We start from the raw sequence: 13,392 nt of genomic DNA, 5'->3' as shown, positions 1-13,392 counted from the left end.
ACTACGATGATTGAGCCGAGGCTCAGATGCGTGCCAGCCGCTCGGTCAAAAGGTCGAAGAAGCCCTGGTCGTCGACGAAGCGCATAACCTTGGCGTTGTGCGGCCGGCCGGTGACCTGCCACCAGTCGACGACGGTCATGCCGGTCGTCAGCTCCGACTTGGTCTCGATCTCGACGTTGCAATCGCGGCCGGTGAAAAGCTCGGGGCGCAACAGATAGGCAATGACCGTCGGATCGTGCAGCGGGCCGCCATCGGTGCCGTACTTCTCGATATCGAAGCGCTCGAAGAATTCGAGCATCTCGGCCATGGCGATCGCCGGGCGGCTGCCAATGTCGCGGATCTTCTGGACGCGCGCCTTGTGGGTCAGCACCCGGTGGGTGACATCGAGCGGCATCATCACGATCGGAATGCCCGAACGGAAGACGATGTCGGCTGCCTCGGGATCGACGTAGACGTTGAATTCGGCGGCGGGCGTGATGTTGCCGCCTTCGAAGAAGCCGCCACCCATCATCACCAGTTCCTTGACCCGCTGCGCAATGTCAGGCGCCTTCTGCAGGGCCAGCGCGATGTTGGTGAGCGGGCCGAGCGTGCAGAGCGTCACGGTGCCCTCTGGCTCCTTTCGCAACGTCTCGACGATGAAGTCGACCGCATGCTGCTCCTCGAGCTTCATTGTCGGCTCGGCAAGCTCCGGGCCGTCAAGGCCGGTCTTGCCGTGCACGTGCTCGGCGGTCACCAGCGGGCGAGCAATCGGCTTGTCGGCGCCCGAGAACACCCGAACCTTCGGCCGGTCGCAGAGCTCGCACAGGATGCGCGCATTGCGGGCCGTCAGCGCCAGCGGCACGTTGCCGGCGACCGCGGTGATGCCGAGCAGGTCGATCTCTTCCGGACTGCCGAAGGCGAGCATGATGGCGGCGGCATCGTCCTGCCCGGGGTCGGTGTCTATGATTATCTTTCTCGGCACGGGCACTTTCTCGTCCTCCCTGGACCACGTTGTTCGGCGCGATCGATACGTTGCATTGGGCCGGACGGGAGTAAACGCCCTGGCGTTCCTTTGTCCCATTCCCGGATTCTGCGAGAGCGGACTATGATTTGCGTGCACGCCGGAGGCAAGCGGCTTGCACTCATTGCGCACAGCTACCATATTGCGGAAAGGATGCTGCAAGGCAGGTCCGAACAACGGTCGCTTGATCTCGCAAGGACTTGAAGAATGAGCCGAATTACCCCTTTTACGAGCCCGCTTCTGCTGGGTTTCGATACGATGGAAAAGACCCTTGAGCGGATCGCCAAGGGCAACGACGGATACCCGCCCTACAACATAGAACGCGTTCGCGGCGATGCCTCGACCGACGAACCGGAACGGTTGCGCATCACGCTCGCCGTGGCAGGCTTTTCCGAAGAGGATCTCGAAGTCACCACCGAAGAGAACCAGCTCGTCATCCGCGGCCGGCAGATCGACAACGGCGACCGCGATTACCTGCACCGCGGCATTGCGGCACGCCAGTTTCAACGCACTTTCGTGCTCGCGGACGGCATGAAGGTTCTGGGCGCGGAACTGCGCAACGGCCTGCTGTCCGTCGACCTCGTTCGTCCCGAACCGGTTCGTATGGTAAAGAAAATTAACATTTCAGTCCCAGAGTAGGATAACCGGCGGGATTCTCCCCTCACCGGCGACCACGGAGTGTCACCATGGGACTGAAAGACATCAGCTCGTCGCTGTCGAAGAACGACCTCGCACATCTCGGCGAAGGCGAAATCGGCTACATCCGGAAAATGCGCTCGGAAGAAGTCTCGCGCTGCTTCCCGGAAGCGCCGGAGATGGGACCGGGTATCGATCTCTGGGCGCTCTTCGGCGCCGACGGCACGCCGATCCTTCTGACAGACAACCGTTCCAGCACCTTCTTCAAGGCGGCCGAGGATGATCTGAAGACGGTCACCCTGCACTGACAGGCTGCCGTCGGTGGAGACGGCAATCGGACGTTTGAATGGAAGCCGTCGCTCTCGAGAGCGACGCAAGCGCGAGCGGAAAACCGCTCCGCACTTTTCCTGGAATTGATCTTCCAGTCCGCAATTCCGGACGGAAAACCGCTTCGTACTTTTCCTGGAATTGATCCTCCAGTCCGCAATTCCGGACAGAAAACCGCTTCGCACTTTTCCTGGAATTGATCTTCCAGTCCGCAATTCCGGACGGAAAACCGCTTCGCACTTTTCCTGGAATTGATCTTCCAGTCCGCAATTCCGGACGGAAAACCGCTTCGCACTTTTCCTGGAATTGCTTTAGACGCGCCGGAAGGTGAGATAGGCGGAGCTTCGCCCTTCCCTGCGTGCCTTGGCCTCGTAGCGCGTGCTCGGCCATCCCTCATAGGGCGTCAGCCAATCGGAAGCCGTCTCTGCCGTCCACTCGAAGGCTGCGTGATCGCGGCAGTGCAACAGCGTCCAGTTGACATAGGTATCGATATCCGAGGCGAAGCAGAACACGCCGCCGGGCTTCAGCACGCGGGCGAAGCGATCGAGATTGACCTTGGAGACGAAACGGCGCTTCCAGTGTTTGCGCTTCGGCCACGGGTCCGGATAGAGCAGGTCGATCTGGTCGATCGACGCGGCCGGCAGCCAATCGAGGACCTGGGTGGCGTCGTCGTCATAGAGCCTGACGTTGCTGACGCCGCGCTCCTCGATATGACCGACGAGCTTGGCCATGGAATTGACGAAGGGTTCGACGCCGATGAAGCCGGTCGACGGCGCTTCGGCCGCACGGTGGATCAGGTGCTCGCCGCCGCCGAAACCGATTTCGAGGCGCATGCGGTCCACGCCCTGCGGATAGAGGGTCTTCAGGGCCGCCGGAGGCGGGCTCGAAAGGTCGAGCTTCAGGGTCGGCAACACGGTTTCCAGATGCGCCGCCTGCCGCTCGCGCAACGGCTTGCCCTTGCGGCGGCCGAAAAAGGCCTCGGTTGCTCTGGCGCGGCGCGGTTCGGTCATGTCGTCTTTCCCTTGGTCATACCGATCTGGATCAGGCCAACCCAAAATCAAAATGAACGAAGCGGGCGCTCCTTGTCGGAGCGCCCGCCTTGATTTTCGCAAACGCCTGATAGCAGGACGTTGCGCTATCTTCAATGCGCGGCGTGACGCCGCGCCCCATCGCCTGTTAGGCGGCAGCGCGGCCGTTGACGGCGCCGCTCTGCTCGATCGCAGCCTTCAGCGGCTTCACGAGGTCGAGCTTCTCCCAGGAGAAGGAACCGTCGCGGCCAGCCTTGCGGCCGAAGTGGCCATAGGCAGACGTCTTGGCATAGATCGGCTTGTTGAGGTCGAGATGACGGCGGATGCCGGTCGGCGACAGGTCCATCGTCTTGCGGATCGCATCCTCGACTTGGTCTTCCGAAACCTTGCCGGTGCCGTGCAGGTCGACATAGATCGACAGCGGCTGGGCGACGCCGATGGCGTAGGACAGCTGGATCGTGCAACGGTCGGACAGGCCGGCGGCAACGACGTTCTTTGCCAGGTAACGGGCAGCATAGGCGGCCGAACGGTCGACCTTGGTCGTGTCCTTGCCCGAGAAGGCGCCGCCGCCGTGCGGTGCGGCACCGCCATAGGTGTCGACGATGATCTTGCGGCCGGTGAGGCCAGCATCGCCATCCGGGCCGCCGATGACGAACTTGCCGGTCGGGTTGATGTACCAGGTGCAGTCGTCGGCGATCTTCAGATCGTCGAGGGCTTCGCGGATATAGGGCTCGACAACCGAGCGAACCTTGACCGAATCCCAGGTGTCATCGAGGTGCTGCGTCGACAGAACGATCGAGGTGACTTCCGCCGGCTTGCCGTCGACGTAGCGTACGGTGACCTGGCTCTTGGCGTCAGGACCGAGCTTGGCGACTTCGCCCTCGCCCTTCTTGCGGGCAGCGGCGAGCAGGTTGAGGATGCGGTGCGAATAGTAGATCGGCGCCGGCATCAGCTCGGCGGTCTCGCGGCAGGCGTAGCCGAACATGATGCCCTGGTCGCCGGCACCTTCTTCGCCCTGCTTGTCGGCAGCGCTGTCGACGCCCTGAGCGATGTGAGCGGACTGGAAGTGCAGGAGCACGTCGATCTTCGCGGTCTTCCAGTGGAAGCCGTCCTGCTCATAGCCGATCTCGCGGATCGCCTTGCGGGCGGCGGACTTGAACTTCGAGGGGTTGATGACGTCGTTGCCGTCCTTGTCCTTCTTCAGAAGGCTCGGCGGCAGGCGCACTTCGCCGGCAATCACGACACGGTTGGTGGTCGCCAGCGTCTCGCAGGCGATACGCACGCCCCAGGGATCGACACCGGTCTTGGCCGCTTCGCGGTAGACCAGGTCCACGATCTCGTCGGAGATACGGTCACACACCTTGTCCGGATGACCTTCGGCTACGGATTCACTCGTGAACAGGTAGTTTGCACGCATGCGGGAAGTCCCCTCAATGAAGAAAAAGCGCTGGCACGGTGTTAGTGGTTTTGCGACCGAAAAACAAGCACACAACGACATAAATATATCTTTATATCGCCATTGCGGCCAATCACTTTGGCGCACCGGAGGGAAAGGCGCGCAAGAAAAAAGCGGCACAAATGGCCGCTTTGTTTTTCAAGTCCCGACGGGGAACGTTGGAACTATTCGCTTTCTGCTTCCGCAGCGAGTGCCTTGACGAGATCGACGAGCCGGCGGCGAACCTTCGGGTCGGTGATCTTGACGAAAGCGCGGTTGAGCTGCAGCCCCTCGGAGGACGACAGGAAATCGACGACGTAGTTCGAGCTGGAAGCTTCTGCCATGCCGGACTGACCGGCAGCGTTATCGCCCGGGGCATCTTCGAAGAAGAAGGAAACCGGAACGTTCAGGATGCCTGAAATGTTCTGCAACCGGCTGGCGCCGACGCGGTTCGTGCCCTTCTCGTACTTCTGGATCTGCTGGAAAGTGATCCCCAGACTTTCGCCGAGCTTCTCTTGGCTCATGCCAAGCATCGTACGGCGAAGACGAATCCGACTTCCGACATGAATGTCGATCGGGTTCGGCTTCTTCTTGTTTTCGATCATATCTGCGTTCCCAAACACGCTGTTTCGTTTATCCATCGCCCAGCATGAGACCTACGCTCACCGAAGCGACCGCCAGGGTGATAAGGACAGAGCCAGCACAACAAGGACGATGGTGCGGACCACTATGCAATTTTAGGGGTTTTAGGTCAATTCTTCCTGATATTAAAACCAACACGCGAAAACACTGCAACCAGAAGGAGGAAGATCGCACCCAGCCAGAAAACGCGGCTTCGCATAGCGTCGTCCAACGGGGTAGGCATCCTTCCCGGCAGAAGTGTGTCGACCACTCCCCTATAATTGTAGGATAATCCTACCATTAAAACCCCACGTGCATCAACAATTGCTGATATACCGCTGTTTGCCGCTCGGACAAGGGGGGTGCCGGTTTCAACGGCCCTTAATTGTGCCTGATGGAAATGCTGGCGCGGGCCTGGCGTATCTCCGAACCAGGCGTCGTTGGTAACATTGAGAAGCACATCGGCCCGGCGCGCGGCCCCATCGATCTCGTCCGGGAAGATCGCCTCGTAGCAAACGAGCGGATACAGCGTGCGGCCGCTGGGCAGCGTCAGCAGCGAACGGGTCTTGGCCGCTGTGAAGCCACCGGGCATCGACGCGGCGACCGAACTCAGGCCCCAGGAAGACAACAGATCCTCGAAGGGAAGATATTCGCCGAAAGGCACCAGATGCACCTTGTCGGCAGCGCCGATGATCTGGCCCCGACCGTCGATCATGTAGATCGAGTTGTAGTAGCGGGGCGGCAGACCGGCGCCGGCATCCTCTACGCGCACCGCGCCGGCAATCAGGATCTGGTCGTCATCAAGCACCTCGGCGATACGCGCCAGTGCGTCCGGATTGTCGGTGAGGATGAAAGGGATCGACGTCTCGGGCCAGACGACGATATCCGGCCGCTTGCCGTCTTTCTCCGGAGCCACGGCGGTCAAAGCCAGATGCTCCTCGAACACCGCGGCACGCTCGCCGTCATCGAGCTTCTTTGCCTGGTCGATCACCGGCTGGACGAGGCGCACGGTCAGCGGCGGCTCGGGCGAGGCCGGCGCCGGCTGCGCCAGGCGGTAGAAGCCGAAGCCCACATGGCCGGCAAAAAGCACGACGGCGATCGTGAGCCCGATCCGGCTCCCGCGGCCCGTCGCGATCAGGGCGGGAGCGGCAAAGACGAAGACGGCGAGCATGTTGACGGTCGCGAGATTGATGACGCTTGCCGACTGCATCATCAGCGGCATCGGCATGGCCGCATAGCCGATCGCATTCCAGGGAAAGCCGGTAAAGAGGAAGCTGCGCAGCCATTCGGCAAGCCCGAAGCCCAGGGCGAGTGCGGCGATGCGCCCGACGCCGTCGGACCAGAAAAGGCGGGCGATCAGCGTCGCCAACGCATAGAACAGCGCGAGAAAGGCCGGCAGGCCCACGACGGCGAGCGGCAGCGCCCAGGCGAACTCGTCGGCCTCGACGAGCAGCGCATTGCCGAGCCACCAGAGACCACCGAGGAAGTAACCGAAGCCGAACCACCAGCCGACAACCGCAGCCGGCCAGAGCCGGCGGATGAAGCCACCGTCCGGACTTCCGGTCGCACCGTCGAGCAGCCAGACGAGAATCGGGAAAGCGACGAAAGCAAAGGCGAAGATGCCGAAGGGCGGCTGGGCCAGAACCGCGAGCAGCCCCGCGAAGAAAGCAAGCAAAGCCCGGGGGAACCCGGAAAGTAGCATCACCCTGCCAGCCAATCTTGCCATACAGCCTCCAGTCGATCCCGCAGCCTGCCACGGCGAAGGAGCGAAACAACACCCGAATCAATCGGGGCCAGTCTTCCAAAAAACCGGCTGCTTGTCCCCTTTCGGGGCTGGATTAGGGGGCGAGACGACGGTTCCGGCCCTTGGTCGGTGTTTACGACACAGCCTCGGGAGACGTCAAAGGTGGGGGGAGGACTTCCCGCGCGCGCAGAAACGCGCGGGAACCGGACAATTACTGTTCGTCGGCCGCTGCCTCGGGGGCGGCTGCACCGTTGGCGCGATTGAGCGCACCGGCCTCCGCAATCGTCTCGCCTTCCGGTCGCAGGACGCGGCGGCGGGCGGGCGGGCGCTTGCGCATGATGCGGACGCGCTTCACGCGGCGCGGGTCGGCGTCGAGGATCTGGAACTCGAAGCCCGGGATCGCCTGAACGACCTCGCCGCGTACGGGAATGCGGCCGAGTGAAGCGAAGATCAGGCCGCCGAGGGTGTCGACGTCTTCGAGCTGTTCGCGCACGTCGAAGTCGGGACCGATCGCCGCGGCGATCTCTTCCAGCTCGACACGAGCGTCGGCGATAAAGACATCGTCCGAAGTGCGCGCGAACATGACTTCGTCATCGTCGTGCTCATCCTCGATGTCGCCGACGACCATCTCGACGATGTCTTCGAGCGAGACGAGGCCATCGGTTCCGCCATATTCGTCGATGACAAGCGCCATCTGGATACGGGCCGCCTGCATGCGCTGCATCAAGTCGGAGGCCAGCATAGAGGGCGGCACGAAGAGAAGCTGGCGGACGATGCCCGCCTCTTCCAACGACTTGCCGAGATCGACACGTGAAAGGTCGAAACTTGCCTTGGGCGAGCGCGGCGTCTTTTCGGACGCAGCCGTCGTCGACGCCTGGGCCTTGCCGTTACGCCGGCGATTGCGGGCCTGTTTGGTGACGTAGGACAGCAGGTCGCGAATGTGGACCATGCCGCGAGGGTCATCGAGCCCGTCGCTATAGACCGGCATGCGCGAGCGGCCGGATTCCTCGAAGATCACCATCAGCTCGCCGATGGTGATGCTCTGGTCGACCGCCTCGATGTCGGCGCGCGGGACCATGACGTCCTCGACCCGGATCTCGCGGAACCGCAGGATGTTGTTGAGCATCGCCCGTTCGCCGGGCGAAAAGACCGTGTTGCTGTCGGCATCGGTCTGCAGCGCGTCAGCAAGATCCTCGCGCAGGCTCGATGGACTTGCGCCGCGCAAAAGGCGCGCGGCCCGGCTCCAGAAGGTGGAAGTGGATTTCGTGCCCTCGTGTCGAGTGGCGGTGCTACTACTGCCCGCCTCCGCCTCTCCGGAGGCATCTGCCTCCTCGGTCGCCAGCGCGACAGGCTGTGTTTTATAATCGCTCATCGGTCCAAACTGTTAATCCGGGGTACGATCCCCGTAGGGGTCAGATAAGCCAAGACGCGCCAAAATGCGAGTCTCCAGGCTTTCCATTCTTTCGGCTTCATCATCTTCCATATGATCATAGCCGAAAAGATGCAGGAATCCATGCACGAGAAGATGCGTCAGATGCTGATCGAAGGACTTCTCGAGCTCCACCGCCTCGCGCTCAAGGGTTTCGCGGGCAACGATGATGTCGCCGAGCATCGGTCCGGGCATCGATCCGGGCGTCACGGGAAAGGCCGGGAAGGACAGAACGTTGGTCGGCTTGTCCTGGTTGCGCCACTCGGCGTTTATCGCGCGCATGGAGGCATCGTCGGTGAAGACGAGCGAGAGCTCCGGCGGCATCTTCGGCAACGGCTGCTTTTCTTCGCTTGCGAGAAAGGCTGCCGCCGCTTCGAGCACGGGCGACGAGAAGGCGAGCAACGCCTCTTCGTCCGGCCAGTTGCCCTCTTCCACGCTGATCTGGATATCCAAAGCCGTCATGATCGCAGCGACCGCCTGTTAGCGGTCGCCCTGCTCGCTTTCGTCGTGCACGGCCGTATGGGATTCGTAGGCCTTGACGATGCGCGCCACCATCGGATGGCGAACGACATCGACATCCTTGAAGCGGACGACCGAGACGCCCTCGACCCCTCTCAGGATCTGCAGGGCCTCGACCAGGCCCGATTTAACGCCGCGCGGCAGGTCCACCTGGCTCGGATCGCCAGTGACGATCATCCGGCCGTTTTCGCCAAGACGGGTCAGGAACATCTTCATCTGCATCGATGTGGTGTTCTGTGCCTCGTCGAGGATGACGGCAGCATTGGCGAGCGTACGGCCGCGCATGAAGGCGAGCGGCGCGATTTCAATGACCCCGGCGGTGATCGCGCGTTCGACCTTGTCGCCCGGCATCATGTCATAGAGCGCGTCGTAGAGCGGCCGAAGATAGGGATCGACCTTCTCCTTCATGTCGCCCGGCAGGAAGCCCAGGCGCTCGCCCGCCTCGACGGCAGGGCGAGAGAGCACGATACGATCGACGGCGCCGCGCTCAAGCAGCTGTGCGGCGTGGGCGACGGCAAGATAGGTCTTGCCGGTACCCGCGGGGCCTACGCCGAAGACGAGCTCGGACCGCTCGAGCGCTCGGATATAGGCATCCTGCGTTGGCGTGCGCGCGGCGATCGTCTTCTTGCGCGTTGAAATCTGCGCCATTGTCAATTTGGCTTTACGCTCCATGGTCGGCAATTGTAGCTGATCGTCGGCGGCAACCGCCATACGGATCGCACCCTCGACATCAGACGTATCGATCGACGCGCCGCCCTGCAACCGCCCGTAGAGATAATCGAGAGCACGGCGGGCCTGGTTGGTGGCGACGACGTCACCCGAGATCGCGACGGAATTGCCGCGCGGCCGAGCGTCGATGCGCAGGCGCTCTTCGAGAAGCTTCAAGTTCTGATCGAACTGGCCGAAGAGCTCGCTGGCGAACCGATTGTTCTCGAAGGTCAGCACGAAGTGATTGGCGTCTGTCGCAGTTGTTTTCGACTGGCGCGTGGATGAAGAGATCAATTCGTGTCCGTTCAAGCGGTTCAGGCTCCTTGTTTTCGGTCCTTACCCGATCATCTCTGCAAACAGGCTGTTCGGCCCGGCCTTGATGATTCGCACCTTGATAATGTCACCGATTTGCGATGCTTTTGCATCAACATTCACCGGCTGCAGCCACGGCGAACGCCCGACGAGCTGGCCGGGCATGCGCCCTTCCTTCTCCAAAAGCAGGTCGATTTCGCGGCCGACGCAGGACTCGGCAAAGGCGCGCTGCTGGGAAAACAGCAAAGCCTGCAGTTTTTCCAAGCGCTTGGCTTTCACGTCCTCGGGAACCTGGTCGCCGAGCTCGGCGCCCGGCGTGCCGGGACGGGTCGAATATTTGAATGAAAATGCCTGTGCATAACCCACGGCCTCGACGAGGCGCATGGTGTCCTCGAAGTCTTCATCGGTCTCGCCGGGGAAGCCGACGATGAAATCGCCCGACAATGCGAGGTCCGGCTGGACGGCGCGGATGCGCGCGATCAGCGCCAGATATTCCGCCGCCGTATGCCTGCGGTTCATCGCCTTCAGGATACGGTCGGAGCCGGACTGCACCGGCAAGTGCAGGTAGGGCATCAGCTTTACCATCGAGCGATGCGCCTCGATCAGGCTGTCGTCCATGTCGCGCGGGTGGCTGGTGGTGTAACGCAGCCGGGCAAGACCCCCGATCTCGCCAAGACGCGAAAGCAGGTCGCCAAGGCCCCATTCGCGGCCATCGGGCCCGACGCCGTGCCAGGCGTTGACGTTCTGACCGAGCAGGGTGATCTCGCGCACGCCGCCCTCGACCAGCTTTTCCGCCTCCGAGACGATCTGGGCGACGGGGCGGGAAACCTCGGAGCCGCGCGTGTAGGGCACGACACAGAAGGTGCAGAACTTGTCGCAGCCTTCCTGAACCGTCAGGAACGCGGTAACGCCGCGCATGCGGGTCTTTGCCTTGTCGGGTGCCGGCAGGTGTTCGAACTTGTCTTCGACGGCATACTCCGTCTGCACGACACGCTCGCCGCTGCGGGCGCGCTTCAGCGCCTCGGGCAGCCGGTGATAGGTGGTCGGGCCGATCACCAGGTCGACGGCCGGTGCGCGCCGCAGGATCTCGTTGCCTTCGGCCTGCGCGACGCAGCCGGCAACGCCGATCACCATCTCGCGGCCTTCCTTGGCCCTTTCCTTCTTCAGATCGCGCAGGCGGCCGAGTTCGGAATACACCTTCTCTGCCGCCTTCTCGCGAATGTGACAGGTGTTGAGCAGGACGAAGTCTGCGTCTTCCAGCACATCGGTCGAGACGTAGCCGTCGCGCGACAGGGCGTCCGTCATGCGGTCGGAATCGTAGACGTTCATCTGGCAGCCGTAGGTCTTGACGAAGACCTTGCGGGCCGGGGCGCGCTCGTCGCCCGTGGCGGGCGTCGTCGACAGAAGGGCGGTTTCCTGGGTCATGCCGGGTTCTTTAGTGCAAAGCGGTCGGAAGTTGAAGTATTTTCGGCGCAGCGGTCCTTGCCCGGGGCGTTTCAAGCCCGCCCGCGCAGACGATCCGACAGCATGCTGCGGATGCGCTGCTCGACCGTACGGCTCACCTCCTTGCGATTGGTATGGCGGTCGTAGTCGATGGCCTCACCAAAATCGACGTCGACCTCGATCGCGCCCTCACGCAGGATGCCGAGCAAATGCGGCACCAGTTCGGTGTCGCCCGGCCAGGCGGCGATCGGCCGGTTGAAGCGGCCCATCGGCATGCCATGGATACCGGTATAGGAAATCGCGACCGGCTGCACATGCACGAGACCGGTCGGCGAATGCGGCACGGCGGAAGCGGCAGCCCCGAAAAGCGAGGTCTTGATCTCCAGCAGACGGTTGCCGTCGGAGGTCGTTCCCTCGGGAAAGAGCACGACGATTTCACCGGCCGCCATGCGCTCGCCGATTTCGCTCACCTGCTTGCCGGTCGAGCGCTTCTGCTCGCGCTCGACGAAGATCGACGCCTGCAGCCGGGCAAGCACGCCGAAGACCGGCCAGCCCTTCACCTCGGACTTGGCGACGAAAACAACGTCAGCAACCGAGGAGAGCACCAGAATGTCTTTCCAGGAGGCGTGGTTGGCGCAGATCAAAAGCGGTCGACGGCGATCCGCCATGCCATGAACGCGCACCTTTATGCCGAGAAGGTAACAGGCGAGCCGGTGCCAATATCGCGGCAGACGGCGCCGGGGTTTCAGATCGAGCCAGAGGCAGACGACCTGAATCGGCATCAGCACGAGCGAAACCAGCGCCAGAAGCGCTGCGAAGATCGCGATCCGTAGCCAATTGACCATCCGGGAAGAGTTTTCCTGCGCGAGACCTTGAGAATCGCGATGATCTGGAGCCGAACCGCGGCGCGATCATCGTGACCTGTTCCGATAGGGTAATGCGGGATGCGGGCGGAAGACCGCCTTGGCCTTCTTCATCCTGCTGTTCCCCGTGTCGGGACTAGCGAAGATCGAGCCGCATGACAAGCGCGGCGGTCCGCTGGCCGGCCTTGTCCTGGTAATAGGCGCGGCGTTCGCCGACCTTGTTGAAGCCGAGCTTACGGTAAAGCCCGATTGCCGGCTGGTTGGCCTCGTCGACTTCGAGGAACAGGGCCTCGGAGCCCTTGACCAGCGCTTCACGCATTGCCGCCTGCATCAACCGCCAGCCGAGACCGGAGCGCGCATAACGCGGCTCGACACCGATCGTCAGGATTTCCGCCTCACCGGCAACCGCACGCGACAGGACAAACCCACCGAATGCCGGCCGAAAGCTGCCATTGGTCTGCCGGGCGACAAAGCCGAACACCGTCTCTTGCACCAGAAGCGCATGGATTTCGCCATCGCTCCACGGGGCCGCGAAACGCTGACGGTGCAGCGCCGCCGCGGCAATCAGGTCCGCTTCCTCCAAGGGGAAGATGTCGAACTCGGTGCGGCGGGTGAAGTAATCGGTGAAGCTCATCTCGGTCTATGCTCGGGCAATCGCGAAGCCCGCCTGCGGCTTGGCGTCGGGGCCTCGGAGATATAACGGACGCGGCTTGGCCGAGGCTGGATCGGCAGCGGCACCAAGTTTGGCGACGGCGGCGACATCGATGAGTTCTGAAGGCTTGAGCGGTAGATCGGCAGCGACGAGATGCGCGCCGGAGCCGCCTATGACGCCGTCGAAACCGGCAAATCGTTCGCGCGCACTTCCGACGGAGAGTGCTTCGGGCTCACCCGTGGCGCTACCGGTCGCATCGAAAGCCTGGAGATAGACCTCGTCCCGCTTGGCGTCGATGGCGACAAGGACGGGCTTTCCGGCGGCCGTCCGGCGCAGCCCCTCGGCCACGACCGCAAGTGTCGAGACGCCGACGGCGGGTTTGCCGAGCGCAAGCGCCAGGCCGCGAGCGGCCGCTACGCCGACGCGAATGCCGGTGAAGGATCCCGGGCCGACAGTGACGGCGATGCGGTCGATAGCGTCAAGCGACCGGCCGGACGCAGCCAATGCCTCGTCGACGAACTCCATCAGCCGCTCGGCGTGTCCCTTGCCGAGATCGGCCCCGGAGCGCCCGAGCACGGCTTCCGTTTCGCTGTCATAGACGGCAACGGAGCAACCGGAACCGGACGTGTCGAGCGCAAGTACAATCATTTCAACGCAGGATCTTTCAGACGCCAC

General features: G+C 62.7%; 15 protein-coding genes. 3 read left to right on the top strand and 12 right to left on the bottom strand.

All coding sequences use genetic code 11. From position 1 onward, the window contains the following. Positions 1 to 22 precede the first annotated feature (22 nt). A complete protein-coding gene (locus IB262_RS09065; protein ID WP_112974820.1) occupies positions 23 to 967 on the bottom strand; it encodes a nucleoside hydrolase in 945 nt (314 codons plus the stop codon). Positions 968 to 1,207: 240 nt separating this feature from the next. Between IB262_RS09065 and IB262_RS09060 the strand changes: the two genes are divergently transcribed. Together IB262_RS09060 and IB262_RS09055 are read left to right on the top strand one after the other, a co-directional pair. Further along, a complete protein-coding gene (locus tag IB262_RS09060; protein WP_034797386.1) occupies positions 1,208 to 1,639 on the top strand; it encodes an Hsp20 family protein in 432 nt (143 codons plus the stop codon). Positions 1,640 to 1,686: 47 nt separating this feature from the next. Next, positions 1,687 to 1,944, top strand: coding sequence for a DUF1150 family protein (locus IB262_RS09055; RefSeq protein WP_034797387.1), 258 nt, complete (start codon positions 1,687 to 1,689; stop codon positions 1,942 to 1,944). A gap of 330 nt (positions 1,945 to 2,274) precedes the next feature. On the opposite strand, the gene IB262_RS09050 is transcribed toward IB262_RS09055, so the two are convergent. Together IB262_RS09050 and metK are read right to left on the bottom strand one after the other, a co-directional pair. Next, positions 2,275 to 2,973 (bottom strand): tRNA (guanosine(46)-N(7))-methyltransferase TrmB, encoded by a 699-nt coding sequence (locus tag IB262_RS09050; RefSeq protein ID WP_089043191.1) that lies wholly within the window; start codon positions 2,971 to 2,973, stop codon positions 2,275 to 2,277. Positions 2,974 to 3,139: 166 nt separating this feature from the next. Then, positions 3,140 to 4,408 (bottom strand): methionine adenosyltransferase, encoded by a 1,269-nt coding sequence (gene metK / locus IB262_RS09045; protein WP_034797391.1) that lies wholly within the window; start codon positions 4,406 to 4,408, stop codon positions 3,140 to 3,142. A gap of 16 nt (positions 4,409 to 4,424) precedes the next feature. Between metK and IB262_RS09040 the strand changes: the two genes are divergently transcribed. Next, positions 4,425 to 4,646 carry a hypothetical protein gene (locus tag IB262_RS09040; RefSeq protein ID WP_192493516.1) on the top strand — a complete coding sequence of 74 codons (222 nt, stop codon included), beginning with the start codon at positions 4,425 to 4,427 and terminating at the stop codon, positions 4,644 to 4,646. On the opposite strand, the gene IB262_RS09035 is transcribed toward IB262_RS09040, so the two are convergent. The 9 genes from IB262_RS09035 to tsaB all read right to left on the bottom strand — a co-directional run bounded on the left by IB262_RS09035 (position 4,612) and on the right by tsaB (position 13,365). Next, positions 4,612 to 5,031, bottom strand: a complete 420-nt coding sequence (locus tag IB262_RS09035; protein ID WP_034797393.1) for a helix-turn-helix domain-containing protein — start codon at positions 5,029 to 5,031, stop codon at positions 4,612 to 4,614. The genes IB262_RS09040 and IB262_RS09035 overlap by 35 nt on opposite strands. Positions 5,032 to 5,177: 146 nt before the next feature. Beyond that, complete coding sequence (lnt, locus tag IB262_RS09030; RefSeq protein WP_112974819.1) at positions 5,178 to 6,773, bottom strand: apolipoprotein N-acyltransferase; 1,596 nt, start codon at positions 6,771 to 6,773, stop codon at positions 5,178 to 5,180. A 229-nt stretch (positions 6,774 to 7,002) separates the two neighbouring features. Beyond that, on the bottom strand, positions 7,003 to 8,163 hold the full coding sequence (locus IB262_RS09025) for a hemolysin family protein (protein ID WP_192356767.1): 1,161 nt from the start codon (positions 8,161 to 8,163) through the stop codon (positions 7,003 to 7,005). Positions 8,164 to 8,175: 12 nt separating this feature from the next. Then, positions 8,176 to 8,682, bottom strand: coding sequence for an rRNA maturation RNase YbeY (gene ybeY, locus IB262_RS09020; protein WP_060519781.1), 507 nt, complete (start codon positions 8,680 to 8,682; stop codon positions 8,176 to 8,178). An 18-nt stretch (positions 8,683 to 8,700) separates the two neighbouring features. Continuing rightward, entirely contained in the window at positions 8,701 to 9,756 is a 1,056-nt protein-coding gene (locus tag IB262_RS09015; RefSeq protein ID WP_034797402.1) for a PhoH family protein, read from the bottom strand. Between the two features lie 27 nt (positions 9,757 to 9,783). Next, on the bottom strand, positions 9,784 to 11,184 hold the full coding sequence (gene miaB, locus IB262_RS09010; protein WP_034797403.1) for a tRNA (N6-isopentenyl adenosine(37)-C2)-methylthiotransferase MiaB: 1,401 nt from the start codon (positions 11,182 to 11,184) through the stop codon (positions 9,784 to 9,786). 71 nt (positions 11,185 to 11,255) lie between these two features. Then, on the bottom strand, positions 11,256 to 12,047 hold the full coding sequence (locus IB262_RS09005; protein ID WP_060519777.1) for a lysophospholipid acyltransferase family protein: 792 nt from the start codon (positions 12,045 to 12,047) through the stop codon (positions 11,256 to 11,258). 154 nt (positions 12,048 to 12,201) lie between these two features. Beyond that, a complete protein-coding gene (locus IB262_RS09000; RefSeq protein WP_192493515.1) occupies positions 12,202 to 12,699 on the bottom strand; it encodes an N-acetyltransferase in 498 nt (165 codons plus the stop codon). A 6-nt stretch (positions 12,700 to 12,705) separates the two neighbouring features. After that, the gene (tsaB, locus tag IB262_RS08995; RefSeq protein ID WP_034797409.1) at positions 12,706 to 13,365 is read right to left on the bottom strand and encodes a tRNA (adenosine(37)-N6)-threonylcarbamoyltransferase complex dimerization subunit type 1 TsaB; all 660 of its coding nucleotides are present in this window, start codon (positions 13,363 to 13,365) and stop codon (positions 12,706 to 12,708) included. Positions 13,366 to 13,392: the final 27 nt, after the last annotated feature.

The sequence above is a fragment of the Ensifer sp. ENS02 genome (assembly GCF_014851885.1).
Lineage (GTDB): Bacteria > Pseudomonadota > Alphaproteobacteria > Rhizobiales > Rhizobiaceae > Ensifer > Ensifer adhaerens.
The sequence above is the reverse complement of the archived record's forward strand: the minus strand, read 5'-3'. Positions and strand labels throughout refer to the sequence as shown.